The sequence below is a fragment of the Streptomyces sp. col6 genome, from assembly GCF_008042035.1.
GTDB lineage: Bacteria > Actinomycetota > Actinomycetes > Streptomycetales > Streptomycetaceae > Streptomyces.
Genome location: NZ_RDBL01000028.1, coordinates 36,071 through 51,878, shown reverse-complemented (window position 1 = coordinate 51,878; position 15,808 = coordinate 36,071). Strand labels below are relative to the sequence as shown.

The window sequence follows — 15,808 nt, the reverse complement described above, 5'->3', positions numbered from 1 at the left end:
CGAGAACCTGGGGATGCACCAGACGCCGCACGGCCGCCCTCCGGGCGACGAGGGGAGTTTGACGACAGGCCCTAGGATGCCCCCGGCCTTGTCCTGGGGGGCGTGAGGCCGGGATACGTGAGGTCCGCGGGGGGATACATGGGATCCATACGCATCGCGGGCGTCCTCGCCCTCCTCGTCCTGGTGACGGCGTGCGGCGGCAACGCCCCCGCGCCGGCGCCGAGCCCGTTGGCCTCGCCGCCCGTGTCGGTGTCCCTGGAGAACATCGGCAGGGCGGGTGACACCTGGCTCGGGCTCGCCCTGCACCTCCACAACGACGGACGCACCCGCCCGGGAACCGTCGTACGGGTGCACATCGGGGAGGCCCGCGGCGGTGATCCCCTGCCGGGTCTGGAGGAGAAGACCGGTGCGGACTGGAAGGGCAGCGCGCTCACCGCCGACGCGGACGGCTCGGCCGGCACGTTCCGTATGACCCTGCCGAAGGGCGGCCTGCTCGGCTTCCTGGGCGTCACCCCGCACGTGGGCCCCCGGGTGGACGGGGACGAGATCCCGGTCGACGTCACCCTGCTCGACGGTGCGCGGACGCTCGCGCGCGGCCGCGGGGCGGTACGGCCGGCCGCCCTGTCGCTCGACCGTGCGGTCATGAAGGAGCCCGCGGCGCTGGGCCGGGGGCGCTGGACCGAGGTTACGTACACCGTCACCAACCGCTCGCACAGCGCGTACCCGCAGGCCCAGGTGCAGGCGGAGTTCGGCGCCTGCGAGTCCGGACCGGACAACCCCGCCGAGGGTGCGGCCTGCTCCGTGTCGCAACGCCGACGCGTGACCACGGAGTTGAGCACCCAGTGGTACGAGGGGGCCGCTGGAAGGACGTGTCCCCACCGGACGACGGCACCCTGCTGGCCGATCCGCTGACCCTGCCGCTGGGTGAACTGCCCGCGGACACACGGCGGAAGGTCCGGCTCAGGTTCGCCGGGACCGGACAGCTCGACGCCGCCGATGAGCACCTGCTCACGCTCACCGCCCGCGCCAACGGGAAGGCCACCGGCGCCTCGGAGCGCTCGCTCGGCATCGCCCCGCCGCTGACCTTCGCCCTGCGCTGACCGCGCACCGGCGGCCCTTCCCGGCCATGGCCGAAACGTACCGTGCTCTTGTGATCACCCAGTGTTCGCACATAAGTTGACCGTTTGCGACGTGTCCTACAGCAGTGGGGGAGCCCAGTCATGGCCGCGAACGGACGGCACCGCAGATACCAGCCGAGCCGCATCAACCGGGCCTCGCTCACCGTCACGGCAGGAGGCGCCGGCCTCGCGCTCCCGCTGCTCACGGCCGCGTCCGCGGGCGCCGCTTCGGCGGACGTGTGGGAGAAGGTCGCGGCGTGCGAGTCCACCGGCAACTGGCACATCAACAACGGCAACGGCTACTTCGGCGGCCTCCAGTTCACCCGCTCGACCTGGGCGGCGTACGGCGGCACGGTCTACGCGCCCCGTGCCGATCTGGCCACCAGGGACCAGCAGATCGCCATCGCGGAGAAGGTCCTGGAGGGCCAGGGGCCCGGCGCCTGGCCGGTCTGCTCCACCAAGGCGGGCCTGACCCGGGGCGGCGGCACGCCCGACGTGAGCCCGCAGAGCGAGCGCACCGCCCCTGTGACGACCCCGAAGAGCCCGGACAGCGCGTCCCCGTCGTCCCGTGCGCCGCAGACCACGCCACGGACCACCCGGGCGGCCACACCGACGACGGTGCCGGGCAAGCGGGAGTCGTACACCGTCACGCCCGGCGACTCGCTCTCCGGGATCGCGGCCGACCGGCATGTCCGGGGCGGCTGGCAGCGGCTCTACGCGGCGAACCGCGCGGTCGTCGGCGACGACCCCGACCTGATCTTCCCCGGCCAGCGCCTGAGCCTGACCAGCACCCCGAGAACGGCCGAGCCCGCACCGCGAACGGCGACGAAGAACGAGCCGAGGACCGCGAAGAAGGCGGAACCGAAGGCCGCTGCGAAGGCGGCCCCGAAGCCGGGCGCGAAGACCGCCGCGGAGAAGCAGCGCGAGCAGCGGGCCAAGCCGCAGTCGCACCCGCAGCCGAAGAAGACCCAGCCGCACAAGACCGAGTCCCGTAAGACCGAAACCCGCAGGACCGAGACGCACAAGACCGAGCACGCGAAGAAGACGCACAGCTCGCTCACCGCCCCCGTCGAGGCCCGCACCGGTACCCCGTACCACCAGGCCGGCTCCTGGTCGAGCGGCTACCACACGGGCGTCGACTTCCCCGTCCCCACCGGCACGTCGGTGAAGGCGATGGCGGCGGGCACGGTCGTCTCGGCGGGCTGGGCGGGGCCGTACGGCTACCAGATCGTCATCCGGCACAGCGACGGCAAGTACAGCCAGTACGCGCACCTGTCCTCGCTGCTCGTGCGCGGCGGGCAGCACGTCGGCGGCGGCCAGCGGATCGCCCGCTCCGGCGCCACCGGCAATGTCACGGGACCACACCTGCACTTCGAGGTCCGTACGGGCCCCGGCTACGGCTCCGACATCGACCCGCTGGCCTACCTCAGGGCGGGCGGCGTCAGGGTCTGAACGCCCCCGCCGTCAGCGGCCTCCCCGGCGGCGGTTCTGCGTCCGGCGCCCGGGGGAGGGCCGAACTCCACCCGGCCGGACAGCCCTTCCAGGGGCATCCGCACGGGCAGCGCCGGGGGAGGGGTCGGCCTGTCCGCGGCCCCGGAAGCGGCGACGGGAACCGGCTCCACCGGACGGGGCGAAACGCCCGTCGGGGCCGGCGCCCCGGCGGGCCCGGCGAAATCCGCGGCCTCCGCCACATCCCCGGAACCCCCGGTCTCCTCGATATCCGCGGCCTCCTCGCCCGCGGCCACAGCCTCGCCGTCGGCAGGTGCGGCGTCCTGCGCCGGCGCGTCCGTCCCCGCCTCCGTGGCCGCAGGCGCCAGGCGCTCCGTGCTCATCCGTTCCGCGGTCAGCATGATCAGCCCGCCGGCCGCGACCGCCCCGCACACCAGGGCGAGCACCGTGCCCGTGACCCCGTGCCGGAACTGCTCGCCGAACAGCGTGATGCCGACCGCCGCGGCCACCACCGGGTTCACCACGGTCACCGTGGCCAGCGGGGCCGTCAGGCCAGCGCCCCGGTAGGCCGCCTGCGCCAGCAGCAGCCCGGAGCCCGCGAGCGCCGCGATCACCAGCAGGGTGGGGAGCCCGGAGGTGACGGAGCCCGCCGTCCACTCCATGGCCACGGTCTTCGTGTACACCGACGCGATGCCGAACGCGACGCCCGCCGCCCCGGCCAGCACCACACTTCGCATCACCGGCCGGCGCATCGCCCGCGAGAGCAGGATCAGCGCGGCCACCGCACCGAAGGTCACGACGGCCAGCATCAGTTGCTCGGGGCCACCCAGGCTGTGCGCGTCGGAGCTGCCGGTCAGGGCGAGCAGCCCCGCGAGGCCGACCGTCGCCATGACCGCGCCGCGCCAGGCCGTCGCCCCCGCCCTGCGGTGCACGAACAGCGCGGCCATCGGCAGCGCGAAGACGATCGTGAGCGCCCCAAGCGGCTGGACGAGGCTCAGCGGGCCGTACGCGAGCGCCACGACGTGCAGGACGGCGCCCAGGCCGTTCAGCGTCACCGCGGCCCACCAGACCCGGTTGCGCAGGGGAGCGAGCGAGCGGCCGTCCGAGGCCGCGGCCACGCGCTCCTGGACGATCGCCCCGGCCGCGTAGGCGACCGCGGAGACCAGTGACAGCAGCACGGACAGCGCAAGGGAACTCATGTACACCACGATCCCCTTTTCCAGCCGCCGCGTCGTCGTCCCTGAGGCGGCGATCCGGCGTACTGCTTTGGTAGTACGGGAGTGGTCCCGGTGTCCTCCTCCTGACGGTAGTCCTCCAGGCGGCAGACGTCAGAAGGATCATGCGGGGCGGCCGCCTTCACCGGACCGACACGCAAGGCTCCTGTCCGACCCCTTGACGGGGGTCGCGGCCCGATCCAAGAATGATCGCGCTCTGACAACGTTGTCCAAAGGAGGAGTCACCCCATGCACCGGACCTCACGGCCGAGACTGCGCGGCCCGGCGGCCGCACTCGCCGCCGCCGCGCTCCTGGGCGGTGTCCTCATCCCCGGGGCCACGGCCGAGGCCGCCCCCCGGACCGACGGCCGGCTGACCGACCTGGTCAACCCGTTCATCGGCACCCAGAACGAGGGCAACACCTACCCCGGCGCCTCGGTGCCCTTCGGCATGGTGCAGCTCTCGCCGGACACCGGCCACAACACCGGTTACGACTACGGCGAGAACCACATCCGCGGCTTCTCCTCCGTCCACCTCTCCGGCGTCGGCTGCGGCCTCGGCGGCGACCTGCCGACGCTGCCCACCACCGGAGACGTCACCGAGACCGACTACGCGAAGTACGCCGCCGAGTTCAGCCACGACGACGAGAAGGCGAGCCCCGGCTACTACCGGGTCGGGCTGAAGACCGGCATCGACGCCGAGCTGACGGCCACTCAGCGCACCGGCGTGCAGCGCTACACCTTCCCGGCCACCGACAAGGCCAACGTCCTGCTCAACGCGGGCCAGTCGCTGCACAGGACGCTCTCGTCCGAGGTCGAGATCCTGGACAACCGCACCGTGCGCACCGCGATCACCGGCAGCGGCTTCTGCCAGGACACCAAGCCGTACACGGTCTACACGGTCACCCACTTCGACCGGCCCTTCACCACCTCCGGCACCTGGAACGGCGACACCGTCACCCAGGGCGCGAAGAAGTCCACCGCCACCGACGCCCGCAACGGCGCCTGGCTGCGGTTCGACACGACCAAGGACCGCACCGTCGAGGCCACCACGGCCCTCAGCTACGTCGACGCCAAGGGCGCCGCGCTCAACCTCCGCGCCGAGGGCGGCCGCGGCTTCGACCACGTCCGGCGCGCCGCCGAACGCACCTGGGAGGACCGCCTCGAAGGCGTGAAGGCCCAGGGCGGCAGCGACGAACTGCGCCGGACCTTCTACTCCTCCCTCTACCGGTCCTTCCTCGCGCCCAACGTGGGCAGCGACGTGGACGGCCGCTACACCGGCTGGGACCAGAAGAAGCACCGCGCCGTCTCAGGCAGGGGAACCTTCACGTACTACCAGAACTGGTCGCTCTGGGACACCTACCGCACCCAGGCCCAGCTGCTCTCGCTGCTCGCCCCGCGCGAGTCCCGCGACATGGCCATATCCGTCCTGCGCATCGACGCGGAGAGCGGCTGGCTGCCCAAGTGGGGCTACGGCACGGTCGAGACGAACATCATGACCGGCGACCCCGTCACCCCCTTCCTCACCAATGCCTACCAGCAGGGCCTGCTGAAGGGGTACGAGGAGGAGGCGTACCGCGCGCTGAAGAAGAACGCCGACGGGGTGCCCCCCACCGACTCCGCACCCGTGGGCCGGGAAGCCAACGTCCAGTACCTCAAGGACGGCTTCGCCCCGTACATCAAGGACCGGCCGCACGCCAAGCCCGGTGACTCCGACTTCGACCACGGCGCCTCCGCCACCCTGGAGTACGCCCTGGCCGACGGCATGCTCGCCGAGATGGCCCGCGACCTCGGCCACAAGGCCGACGCGGCGCGCTACGACGCCCGCGCCCAGAACTACCGGAAGATCTTCGACTCCTCCACGGGCTTCTTCCGCGCCCGTGACGCCGCCGGCGCGTTCACCGGCCCCGCAGACCCGGCCGAGAGCGAGGGCTTCCACGAGGGCACGTCCTGGCAGTACCAGTGGATGGTCCCGCAGGACATCCCCGGCATGGTCGACCTGATCGGCGGGAAGGACGCCGCCAACCAGCGGCTGGACTCCTTCTTCGCGTACGACAAGCTCCTCGCCGACCCCGCGAAGACCGCGCGCGAGGTGTGGGTCAACGGCCCGTACGCGTACTACAACGCCGACAAGTACAACCCGCAGAACGAACCCGACCTCATCGCCCCGTACACCTATCTCTCCACCGGCCAGCCGTGGAAGACGACCGACGTGGTCCACGCGGCCCTCACGCTCTTCACCAACGGCCCGACCGGCATGACGGGCAACGACGACCTCGGCACGATGTCCGCCTGGATGGTGCTGTCGTCCATCGGCGTCTTCCCGGTCCAGCCGGGCACCGACACCTGGGGCCTGTCCACGCCCGCGTTCGAACGCGTCGACATCAAGCTCGACCGGCGCTACTACCCGCGCGGCGCGCTGACCGTCAGCGCTCCCGGTACGTCGGACACCGACCGCTACATCCAGTCCGCCGGGCTGGACGGCGCGCAGCAGTCGCGTACGTATCTGACCACGGACGACATCCGCTCGGCCCGGTCGCTCTCCTTCACCGTGGGCGACGAGCCGTCGGCATGGGGCACCTCGCCCGAGGACGCCCCGCCCGCCCTGGGCTGACCGGCGACCGCACGACGAGCGCCCTTCCTCCCGGCCGGCCGGGAGGAAGGGCGCTTCGTGTTCGCGTCCCGCCTATGCGGGAAGCGGGGGGTCGATCGCCTCGGCGACGCTCGGGAAGACGGGGACCGCGCTGTCGAGTCCCAGAACGGAGATCAGCCGCTCCATGAAGACCGACGGCGAGGCGAGCCGCAGCCGGGGACCGAGTGCCGTCTGCCCCTGCAAGATGACGTTCACCGTTGTGGAGTCGGCGAAACTCACATCCGAGAGGTCGACGACGACCGGTCCGGAGCCCTCCCGCGACGCGTTCTCCAGCGCCGCGCCGAGGGGCGCGACGTTGTCGATGTCGAGGTCACCGGTTACCACGAGAACCAACGCCCCACGTTCGTGCCGTGGGACGATCTGCATGGCTCTGCCGGCGCTGGGCGGTGGAAGCACGTTCACCTCATGATGCACTGGGCGGCGGGGGTACCGCCGGGATCAGTAGGACGGTCCGATTCTGCTCCGTCCCTGCTCGCGGCGGGAATGCTCAACGATAAAAGTAACAGTTGCCATTTGACAACATTCTTCGTGGGGCAACAATCTGTACCGAACGATCAACGTGAGCGCCCGCCGAGCGGCGCCTCCGGAACGCGGAAGCAGGGGCGTGCATGAAGCTAGGCACTGTCCGCGACATCGTCGCGAAGCCGGGCGGCGGTACTCCGCTCGCCTGTGAGCCGCTGCGATGCCGCCGAGCGGAAGGCGGCGAGCCCCACGGCCAACGCCGCCACATCGGAGGGCTGCATCCTCTCCAGGACGGAGGTCAGCTCCCGCGTGCGGATCGCCCGGTACTCCTCCAGCAGCTCGCGGCCCTGAAGGGTCAGCCGCAGCTCGACCTCCCGGCGGCTCGTCGGACTCGGGTCCCGCTGCACCAGGCCCATGGCCTCCATCCGGTCGCACAGGCGGCTCACCGAGGGCGCCCGCGAGCCCAGCGCCTTGCCCAGCGAGCGCAGATTGCTCCCCTCCTGCTGCTCGATGACGAGGAGCGCGCGAAGCTGGGAGGGGGGTACCAGACCCCGGGCGGCGGCGTCCTGGCCACGCCCCCACAACACCTCCAGAAGTTCGGACGCGGCACAGACGTCCTCGGACACCTGTTCAGGGCGGTGAGGGAGTCCGGTGCGGTGGGGCATTCTTCCACTCTGTCACCCGTAGCGTGCTCCTGTCAGCCTGGCTCCGTTCCCGCCACTCACCGAAGAATGGGCGAAACAGCGTGAATGCCCCCACGGGGATCGAACGAGCGCTACGCGCGGCGCCACCGTATGCCCTGGTCCATACGGTGCGCGAGCTCCTCGCGCAGTCCTACGGAGCCCTCTCGGTACAACTGCTCCTGGCGGACTACGGAATGACCGTGCTCAACCCGGTCGACCCCGCCGACGGGCCCGCCCAGCCGCTTTCCCTGCACAACAGCACGCAGGGCCGCGCCTTCGGCAGCCAGCGCCCGCATCAGGGCCGGACCGGTTCCGACGACGCGGCCGACCACTACTTCCCGGTCACCGTCCGGGGCGAACGCCTCGGCATTCTCACGGTCCGGCTGCCCTCCGCGCGCTCCACGCCGCAGGTCATGGACGACCTCGCCCAGGTCGCCGATCTCCTCGCCCACGAGATCGTCGTCGCCGAACGGGACACCGACCACTACCAGCGGGCCCGGCGCACCACGCGTCTCACCCTCGCCGCCGAGATGCAGTGGCAGCTGCTTCCGGCCAGATCGTTCACCGCCGCCGAGTACGCCATAGGCGCCCAGCTCGAACCCGCCTACGCCATCCACGGCGACAACTTCGACTGGGCGGCGGAGAGCGACCAGCTCAGCGTCGCCGTCACCAACGGCATGGGCGAGGGCATCCGCGCCTCCCTGCTCACCAACCTGGCCGTGAATGCCCTGCGCAACGCCAGGAGGGCCGGGATCGGCATCGCGGACCAGGCGGCCCTGGCCGACCAGGCCATCTACGAACAGCACCGCGGCGCCGCCCACGTCTCGACCCTGCTGCTCCGCTTCGACCTGCCCACCGGATCGGTCGAGGCGGTGGACGCGGGCTCCCCGCAGCTGTGGCGCCTGCGCGGCCGAACGGTCACACGGGTGGCTCTCGACGCCCAGCTCCCGCTGGGGATGTTCGAGGAGTCCCAGTACGCCGTCCAGCGCCTTCAGGCGCGCCCCGGCGACCGGCTGCTGCTCGTCAGCGACGGGGTGTACGACGCGGTTTCCCCGCGCGGTGAGATGTTCGCGGAACGGGGGCTGGCCAGGGCCGTCCTCGCCACGCGGCTGCTGCCGGCGGCCGCAGTGCCGGGCGCAGTGCTGCGGGAACTGGCGGAGCACCGGGCGTCGGACACGCTCGACGACGCCCTGGTCATGTGCATCGACTGGTTCGGCCGGCCGGAGGCCGGGAGCTGACCTCTCGCGGGGGGCGGCGCGGGTCCGGCGCTCCCCGGCGGGTTCAGCTGCTCAGCGTGAACTCGGCCCGGATGCGCTTGCCGACCGGCACACGCTCGGCCGTGACGCGGTCACACAGGGCCACCACGATCTCCATGCCGTGACCGCCCAGGCGGCTCGGGTCGGGGGCGTAGAAGACGGGCAGCGCGCTGCTGCTGTCGTACACCGTGATGCTGATCCGCTCCGCCGTGCCTTCCAGCTCCAGCAGGTACGGGCCGTGGCTGTAGCGCTCCGCGTTGGTCACCAGCTCGCTCACGGCGAGCATCAGGTCGTTGCGGGTGTGGGTACCGAGCACGGCCATCCACTCGGACACCAGCCGGCCGAGGAAGCGGTCGGCCAGAGCACGTGCCTGGGCAATGCACCCCGGCTCGCCGTCGAACACTTCGGCGCTGTGCAATGCCTCCGTGGGCGGACAACTCCGGGCGGAGTCGTCCTGCCGGGAGATCGCCTGTTCGTTCATGTGCTCCAGCCAGGGCGCAGCGGGGAGGTCAGGGACCTCTTTCTTGTGATCGTGTACCCGCGTCGGGAGATCCCACTCCCATGCGTCGAAAGCGAATATTACGCGCGGCCGGGAAGCCGCACCACGGTGACGAAGAAGTCGTCGATCTGGCGGACGGCCGCGATGAACTGGTCCAGGTCGACCGGCTTGGTGACGTAGGCGTTGGCGTGCAGCTTGTAGCTGCGCAGGATGTCCTCCTCGGCGGAGGACGTCGTCAGCACGACGACGGGGATCAGCGCGAGCTCCGGGTCCCGCTTGATCTGCTCCAGCACCTGGCGGCCGTCGTACTTCGGCAGGTTCAGGTCGAGCAGGATCAGATCGGGGCGGGGGGCCTCGGTGTGGGCGCCGCGCCGGTAGAGGAAGTCGAGCGCCTCCTCGCCGTCGCGGACCACGTGGAGCGTGTTGCGGATCTTGTTGTCCTCGAACGCCTCACGCGTCATCAGCTCGTCGCCCGGGTCGTCCTCGACGAGCAGGACCTCGATGGGTTGTACGGGGGTGTTCACGTGGCGTCTCCGGAGATCTCGGCAGGGGAAGCGGTGTCGTTCGTTTCCGCGGGTTCGGGGTCGGCGGGCAGGGAGAAGTGGACCCGTGCCCCCTCACGGGAATCGGGATCGAGCCAGATCCTCCCACCGTGGAATTCGATGATCTTGCGGCACAGGGCGAGGCCGATGCCCGTACCGTCGTACTCGTCGCGGGCGTGGAGCCGCTGGAAGATGACGAAGACCTTCTCCGCGAACTCGGGCGCGATCCCGATCCCGTTGTCCGCCACGGTGAAGTGCCAGTCGTCGCCCTGCCGCTCGCACCCGACCGTGATCACACACGGCTCGTCGGGGCGGCGGAACTTCACGGCGTTCCCGATCAGGTTCTGCCAGATCATCGCGAGCGTCGTGGGGTCCCCGGTGACCGAGGGGAGCGGGGTCTCGCGGACGACGGTGGTGCCCGACTCCTCGATCACCATCCCCAGATTGGCCAGCGCCCGGTCCAGCGACCGGTCCAGCTCGACCGGGGTCCAGCTGTCGTGGACCCGGCCCACCCGGGAGAACGTGAGCAGGTCGTTGATGAGCACCTGCATGCGCTTGGCGCCGTCGACCGCGAAGTCGATGTACTGCTTGCCGCGGCCGTCGAGCTCGTTCCCGTACCGCTTCTCCAGCAGCTGACAGAAGGAGGCGACCTTACGCAGCGGCTCCTGGAGGTCGTGCGAGGCGACGTACGCGAACTGCTCCAGCTCGGAGTTGGACCTGCGCAGTTCCACCGCCTGCTGCGCGAGCACGTTCTCCCGCTCCTGCGTGGCATCCAGTTCCAGGACCAGCCTGGCCCGCATGTCCTCGACCGCGGCGGCCACCGCCCGCACGTCGGAGGGGCCGTCCACCTCGATCCGCTGATCGCGGAAGCTGTCCGAGCGGACCCGGCGGGACGCCTCGGCCAGGGCGTTCAGCGGCCGTCCCACCGTGCGCTGCAGCAGCACGCTGAGAGCGACCACGCAGAGCGCGAAGACGATCAGCAGGGCGATGAGCACCCGGTCGCGGGTGTGGCGGGCGTCGTCCAGCTGGGCGCGCGCCCGGTCCCGGGCGGCGTCGAGATGCGCCTGCTGGGTGCCGTACAGCCGGCGCAGCTTGTCGAAGGCGGCCTTGCTCTCGGCGGTCCGGTCGGACGAGCGTGCCCCGGGGCCGTCGCGCCGGACATCGGCGATCAGCGGGTCGGCGTGCACCCTGCGCCAGTCCGCGGCGGCGGCGGCGATCCGGTCCAGGTCGCGGTTGTACGGCTGGCCGTCGCCGATCGCGGAGCGCACCCGGGCCAGCCGGTCGGTCTCCTCCTTCTTGCCCGCGGCGAACGGCTCCAGGAACGAGGCGTCACCGGTGAGCGCGAAGCCACGTACCCCCGTCTCCTGGTTCAGCAGCGCGTTCTGCAACTGGAAGGAGGCGGAGCGGGCCGGCTGGACGCGGTCCACCAGCTCGGTGGTGCTGTCCGAGATCCGGGCCAGGACGAGCCCTCCCGCCACCACGCAGCCGCAGACGACGAGGACGAAGGCGCCCAGGATCAGGTGGACCCAGTTCTGGACGGACAGCCGTGCCCAGGTTCCGGCCGGTTTCGCGGTGGTGTCCGGTATCTCACTGTTCATGTGCGGTGCTTCTCCAGCCGAGGTGCAGGACGGCGACATCGTCGGCGAGGCCTCCGTGCGGGGCCGCTGCCTCCGTGGCGCCTGCGACCAGTGCGTCGACGTAAGGGCGGGCGGCGAGCGGGGCGAGGTCACGGGCCATGGCGAGCAGCCCGTCCTCACCGAGCCGGCTGTGCGGCCCGGTGCGGCCCTCGAAGAGCCCGTCGGTGAACAGGACCAGGGCCGCGTCGGGGGTAAGTTCCAGTTCGGTGACCGACCAGTGGCCGTGCCCGGGCAGCAGGCCGAGCGCCATACCGCCGTCGGGCTCCACCCACTCGACGCCCGTGCCGCGTCGCAGCAGCAGCCCCGGGTGACCGGCCCGCACGATCTGGACGCGGTCGCCGCCGGGCGGGAAGGCGAGCGTGGTGACGGTGGCGAAGAGGTGGGGGTCGGAGCGCTCGGCGACCAGGATCGACTCCAGCAGCCCGAGCTGCTGGAGCGGATCCGTCCCGCACAGCACGGCCGCCCGCCAGGCGACCCGTAGGCAGACGCCGAGCGCCGCCTCCGCCGCACCGTGCCCGGACACGTCACCGATGACCGCCCACACCGTGCCGTCGGCCGTCTGGACCACGTCGTAGAAGTCGCCACTGAGCAGCCCGTGGGCGCGGCCGGGCTCGTAGCGGGCGACGGCCTGGAAGGTGTCGTCGTTCAGCAGGGGGACGGGCAGCAGCCCGCGTTCGAGGCGCGCGTTCTCCTGCGCCATCAGCTGGGTGGCCTGCAGCGCGGACGCCGCTTGCTCGACCTGCTTGCGCTGGAGGGCGTAGCGGATCGCGCGCGCGAGGGCCTGCGGGTCGAGCAGGCCCTTCATGAGGTAGTCCTGCGCGCCGGTCGCCACCGCGGCGAGCCCCGCGTCGGCCTCCGCGAGGCCGGTGAGGACGACGATCGCCGCGTCCGGGGACGTCTCGACGATCTGTGTGACGGCGCTCAGGCCGTGCACGTCGGGCAGATGCAGGTCCAGCAGAACGCAGACGGGTGCCCGGTGCGACCGCAGGAAGGCCAGCGCCTCGGACAGGGTCTTGCACCAGGTCAGGGCCGGGTCCAGCTCACCGTCGGCGAGTATCTCCTCGACGAGGAGCGCGTCACCCGCGTCGTCCTCGACGAGGAGAATGGTGCCGCTGACGTCCCACACGGAGCCCCGTTCGCCCGCCTCGGAAGCCGCCTGGACCGGGAAGGCCCCTGCGGCTGGAGGTCGGGCCGGGGCGCCCATGCGCATCTCAGCCACGATTTCACTCTCTCCTCGCACCGTGCGGGCCACCCGCCGGTGTTGCGCAGCATATGTGAATGACGCCCGGCGATTCGCCGCCGGGCGTCATTCACAGCGTCTTCGGCCACACTCCGTCGGTGTGTGACCGATTCGATAGGGTGGTTCGGCCCCGGGACCGGTTACGCTCGCGCGCCCGAGGCCGGGGACGGATCAGGCCTCCACGGACATCCCCGCGCGCAGCCGCTTGACGATACGGGCGAGCAGCCGGGACACGTGCATCTGGGAGACGCCCAGCTCCGCGCCGATCTGGGCCTGCGTCATCTCCTCGCCGAAGCGCATCTGGACGATCCGGCGCTCGCGGGCGTCCAGCTTCTCCAGCAGCGGCGCCAGCGTGTGCAGGTTCTCGACGGTCTCCATACCGGGGTCGGCCTCGCCGATCACATCGGCGTACGAGCGCTGCTCGTTGCCGGAGTCTGTTTCCGAGCTGGGGGTGTCGAGCGAACCGGCGGAGTACCCGTTGGCCGCGACTAGGCCCTCGATGATCTCCTCCTCCGGCAGGCCGAGGTGAGCGCTCAGCTCGGCGACCGTCGGATCGCGGTCCAGCCGTGCCGACAGCGTCTCCTTCGCCTTGGCCAGGTCGACCCGAAGCTCCTGGAGCCGGCGCGGGACGTGCACCGCCCAGGTCGTGTCCCGGAAGAAGCGCTTGATCTCGCCGACGATGTAGGGAACGGCGAAGGTGGCGAACTCCACCTCGCGCGAGAGGTCGAAGCGGTCGATGGCCTTGATCAGACCGATGGTGCCGACCTGGATGATGTCCTCGGTGTCGTCACCGCCGCGGTTGCGGAAACGCGAGGCGGCGTACCGCACGAGCGAGAGATTCATCTCGATGAGGGTGTTGCGCGCGTACTGGTACTCGTGCGTCCCCTCCTCCAGCGTCTGCAGCCGGTCCAGGAACATCTTCGACAGCGCACGGGCGTCCTTCGGAGCGACCTTCCCGGTGTCCTCGATCCACGGCAGTTCCGTGGTCCCCGCACCGAGCGGCGCGCCATCCTGCCCGGAGAGCGTGCACGCCTCGCTCAGGACTCCGCCGGTCTGCTCCGTCGTGGTCGCCATGATGTGGACCCCTCCTTGTCGCCAAGTGCTTCGCACACCGCCTGCCCCGGATCGGCGAGGGCATGCACAACTGATGCGAATCTTTTTCGCGGTCGTTCCGCACGCCGCGCCCTACCCGAATGGAGCAGCCCGCGGATCATGGCAAACTTGACCGGGGCGTTCGGCCCGCAGTGAGGCCGGCGGCACGAGTACAGAGGAACGGCGATGACGGTGACAGAGAACGGCCCCGAGATCGTGGCCGGAACCGAGGAATTCGGTCCCGGTATCGACCCGGAGCGGCTGGCCGTCTGCCTGAGCGTGCTCGACGAACTCGACACCATCGAGGTCGACCACCCGGACGCCGTCGCGGTGCGCCGGGCCACCGCCGGGATCTACCGGACCGTGAAGCAGCGCCGCCGCCAGGAGCGACGGGCCGCCAAGACCGCGCACGACAAGGCGGTGACCGAGGCCACCGCCACCGGTTCGGCCGAGCGCATCGACGACGAGACCCAGGGGGTCCTGCCGTCTTCGTCCGCCACCAGCGAGATCGCCGGCATCCTCCAGCGGCCCCGCTCCTGCTACGTGTGCAAGACGCGCTACATCGAGGTCGACGCGTTCTACCACCAGCTCTGCCAGGACTGCGCCCGCGAGAACCGCGCCCGGCGCGACGCGCGCACCGACCTGACGGGCCGCCGCGCACTGCTCACCGGTGGCCGCGCCAAGATCGGCATGTACATCGCGCTGCGGCTGCTGCGCGACGGGGCGCACACCACGATCACCACGCGCTTCCCCAACGACGCGATCCGCCGCTTCAAGGCGATGGAGGACAGCGACGAGTGGATCCACCGCCTGAAGATCGTCGGCATCGACCTGCGCGACCCCGCCCAGGTCGTCGCCCTCGCCGACTCGGTGGCGGCCGAGGGTCCCCTCGACATCCTGATCAACAACGCGGCGCAGACGGTCCGCCGCTCGCCGCAGGCGTACAGCGAGCTGCTCTCCGCCGAGTCCGCCCCGCTGCCCGCCGGTGAGCTGCCCGCCGCCGAGGTGATCGGCACCTTCGGCAGCGGCAGCGTGGACCGCGTCGCCGCGCTGCCCGCGGCACGCAGCGAGCAGCTGAGCGCGCAGGACGTCACGGACCTGGCGCTGGTCAGCGGTTCGGCGTCGCCGGCCCGGATCGCCGCCGGGACCGCGATCGACGCGGGCGGGCTTGTACCGGACCTGCACGACACCAACAGCTGGATCCAGACAGTCGACGAGGTCGAGCCGATCGAGCTGCTGGAGGTCCAGCTCTGCAACTCGACCGCGCCGTTCATCCTGATCAGCCGGTTGCGCCCGGCCATGGCGGCGACCGCTGCCAAGCACGCGTACGTGGTCAACGTCTCCGCGATGGAGGGCGTGTTCGGCCGGGGCTACAAGGGGGCGGGGCACCCGCACACCAACATGGCCAAGGCCGCGCTGAACATGCTGACCCGCACCAGCGCCCAGGAGATGTTCGAGAAGGACGGCATTCTCATGACCGCCGTCGACACGGGCTGGATCACCGACGAGCGTCCGCACCCGGACAAGATGCGACTGGCCGAGGAGGGCTTCCACGCCCCGCTCGACCTGGTCGACGGCGCTGCCCGGGTCTACGACCCGATCGTGCGCGGCGAGGCGGGCGACGTGCTGTACGGCTGCTTCCTCAAGGACTACGCCCCCGCCAACTGGTAGGGGAGAGGGGCGTGCGCGCCCCCACCGTGCGAAGACCCGGCCGGGATGATTTCCTGGCCGGGTCTTTTCCGTACGCGGTGGCTGAAAGTGACTCACAGCACACGTTCCATCGAGCGCGGACGCGCTCATTTGGTTACTCTGATGTGAACGGACGTCATCGAGGAGTCCACGAACCTTCCTCGACCGTCCTGGGACAGGCTTGTCAACCAAGTCGCCGTCCCGCCCCGTACCCGGCGCCACCGCGACCGAACTGTTCCTGCCCCTGCCCCGCATGGGCGCCTGATTCCCGGCAA

General features: G+C 71.1%; 14 protein-coding genes. 6 read left to right on the top strand and 8 right to left on the bottom strand.

Annotation, left to right across the window (positions count from 1 at the left end):
* Nucleotides 1-138 precede the first annotated feature (138 nt).
* The 3 genes from EAO73_RS29140 (at nucleotide 139) to EAO73_RS29135 (ending at nucleotide 2,570) form a co-directional block, all read left to right on the top strand.
* Entirely contained in the window at nucleotides 139-912 is a 774-nt protein-coding gene (locus EAO73_RS29140) for a hypothetical protein (RefSeq protein WP_224756512.1), read from the top strand.
* Nucleotides 870-1,100: a hypothetical protein gene (locus tag EAO73_RS36920; RefSeq protein WP_224756511.1), complete on the top strand. Its 231-nt coding sequence runs from the start codon at nucleotides 870-872 to the stop codon at nucleotides 1,098-1,100. The genes EAO73_RS29140 and EAO73_RS36920 overlap by 43 nt, the downstream gene beginning before the upstream one ends.
* Nucleotides 1,101-1,220: 120 nt before the next feature.
* Nucleotides 1,221-2,570, top strand: coding sequence for a transglycosylase family protein (locus EAO73_RS29135; protein ID WP_147974534.1), 1,350 nt, complete (start codon nucleotides 1,221-1,223; stop codon nucleotides 2,568-2,570).
* Here the strand turns inward: EAO73_RS29135 and EAO73_RS29130 are convergent.
* Nucleotides 2,540-3,775, bottom strand: coding sequence for a DMT family transporter (locus EAO73_RS29130; protein WP_147974533.1), 1,236 nt, complete (start codon nucleotides 3,773-3,775; stop codon nucleotides 2,540-2,542). The two genes, EAO73_RS29135 and EAO73_RS29130, sit on opposite strands and share 31 nt — an antisense overlap.
* A 255-nt stretch (nucleotides 3,776-4,030) precedes the next feature.
* On the opposite strand from EAO73_RS29130, the gene EAO73_RS29125 reads away from it, so the two are divergent.
* On the top strand, nucleotides 4,031-6,394 hold the full coding sequence (locus EAO73_RS29125; protein ID WP_147974532.1) for a GH92 family glycosyl hydrolase: 2,364 nt from the start codon (nucleotides 4,031-4,033) through the stop codon (nucleotides 6,392-6,394).
* Between the two features lie 72 nt (nucleotides 6,395-6,466).
* On the opposite strand, the gene EAO73_RS29120 is transcribed toward EAO73_RS29125, so the two are convergent.
* On the bottom strand, nucleotides 6,467-6,799 hold the full coding sequence (locus EAO73_RS29120; RefSeq protein ID WP_147974531.1) for an STAS domain-containing protein: 333 nt from the start codon (nucleotides 6,797-6,799) through the stop codon (nucleotides 6,467-6,469).
* A gap of 248 nt (nucleotides 6,800-7,047) precedes the next feature.
* Nucleotides 7,048-7,560 (bottom strand): MarR family transcriptional regulator, encoded by a 513-nt coding sequence (locus EAO73_RS29115; RefSeq protein ID WP_147974530.1) that lies wholly within the window; start codon nucleotides 7,558-7,560, stop codon nucleotides 7,048-7,050.
* Nucleotides 7,561-7,640: 80 nt separating this feature from the next.
* On the opposite strand from EAO73_RS29115, the gene EAO73_RS29110 reads away from it, so the two are divergent.
* Nucleotides 7,641-8,816 (top strand): PP2C family protein-serine/threonine phosphatase, encoded by a 1,176-nt coding sequence (locus EAO73_RS29110; protein WP_191134276.1) that lies wholly within the window; start codon nucleotides 7,641-7,643, stop codon nucleotides 8,814-8,816.
* A 43-nt stretch (nucleotides 8,817-8,859) separates the two neighbouring features.
* On the opposite strand, the gene EAO73_RS29105 is transcribed toward EAO73_RS29110, so the two are convergent.
* From EAO73_RS29105 to EAO73_RS29085, 5 genes are all read right to left on the bottom strand, one after another.
* Entirely contained in the window at nucleotides 8,860-9,315 is a 456-nt protein-coding gene (locus EAO73_RS29105; RefSeq protein WP_147974529.1) for an ATP-binding protein, read from the bottom strand.
* 98 nt (nucleotides 9,316-9,413) lie between these two features.
* Nucleotides 9,414-9,857, bottom strand: a complete 444-nt coding sequence (locus tag EAO73_RS29100) for a response regulator (RefSeq protein ID WP_147974528.1) — start codon at nucleotides 9,855-9,857, stop codon at nucleotides 9,414-9,416.
* On the bottom strand, nucleotides 9,854-11,473 hold the full coding sequence (locus EAO73_RS29095; RefSeq protein WP_147974527.1) for a sensor histidine kinase: 1,620 nt from the start codon (nucleotides 11,471-11,473) through the stop codon (nucleotides 9,854-9,856). Before EAO73_RS29095 ends, EAO73_RS29100 begins: the two co-directional genes overlap by 4 nt.
* Nucleotides 11,463-12,722 (bottom strand): PP2C family protein-serine/threonine phosphatase, encoded by a 1,260-nt coding sequence (locus EAO73_RS29090; protein ID WP_147974545.1) that lies wholly within the window; start codon nucleotides 12,720-12,722, stop codon nucleotides 11,463-11,465. Before EAO73_RS29090 ends, EAO73_RS29095 begins: the two co-directional genes overlap by 11 nt.
* Before the next feature lie 201 nt (nucleotides 12,723-12,923).
* A complete protein-coding gene (locus EAO73_RS29085) occupies nucleotides 12,924-13,826 on the bottom strand; it encodes an RNA polymerase sigma factor SigF (RefSeq protein WP_147974526.1) in 903 nt (300 codons plus the stop codon).
* A gap of 204 nt (nucleotides 13,827-14,030) precedes the next feature.
* Here EAO73_RS29085 and EAO73_RS29080 point away from each other — a divergent pair, with 204 nt between their 5' ends.
* On the top strand, nucleotides 14,031-15,515 hold the full coding sequence (locus EAO73_RS29080; protein ID WP_147974525.1) for an SDR family NAD(P)-dependent oxidoreductase: 1,485 nt from the start codon (nucleotides 14,031-14,033) through the stop codon (nucleotides 15,513-15,515).
* The last annotated feature ends 293 nt before the right edge of the window (nucleotides 15,516-15,808 follow it).

What these genes read in the sequence shown, in the direction of transcription:
- EAO73_RS29140 (WP_224756512.1), top strand. Translation starts at nt 139, where the DNA reads ATGGGATCCATACGCATCGCGGGCGTCCTCGCCCTCCTCGTCCTGGTG.
- EAO73_RS29135 (WP_147974534.1), top strand. Translation starts at nt 1,221, where the DNA reads ATGGCCGCGAACGGACGGCACCGCAGATACCAGCCGAGCCGCATCAAC.
- EAO73_RS29125 (WP_147974532.1), top strand. Translation starts at nt 4,031, where the DNA reads ATGCACCGGACCTCACGGCCGAGACTGCGCGGCCCGGCGGCCGCACTC.
- EAO73_RS29120 (WP_147974531.1), bottom strand. Translation starts at nt 6,799, where the DNA reads ATGCAGATCGTCCCACGGCACGAACGTGGGGCGTTGGTTCTCGTGGTA.
- EAO73_RS29115 (WP_147974530.1), bottom strand. Translation starts at nt 7,560, where the DNA reads ATGCCCCACCGCACCGGACTCCCTCACCGCCCTGAACAGGTGTCCGAG.
- EAO73_RS29105 (WP_147974529.1), bottom strand. Translation starts at nt 9,315, where the DNA reads ATGAACGAACAGGCGATCTCCCGGCAGGACGACTCCGCCCGGAGTTGT.
- EAO73_RS29095 (WP_147974527.1), bottom strand. Translation starts at nt 11,473, where the DNA reads ATGAACAGTGAGATACCGGACACCACCGCGAAACCGGCCGGAACCTGG.
- EAO73_RS29090 (WP_147974545.1), bottom strand. Translation starts at nt 12,722, where the DNA reads ATGCGCATGGGCGCCCCGGCCCGACCTCCAGCCGCAGGGGCCTTCCCG.
- EAO73_RS29085 (WP_147974526.1), bottom strand. Translation starts at nt 13,826, where the DNA reads ATGGCGACCACGACGGAGCAGACCGGCGGAGTCCTGAGCGAGGCGTGC.
- EAO73_RS29080 (WP_147974525.1), top strand. Translation starts at nt 14,031, where the DNA reads ATGACGGTGACAGAGAACGGCCCCGAGATCGTGGCCGGAACCGAGGAA.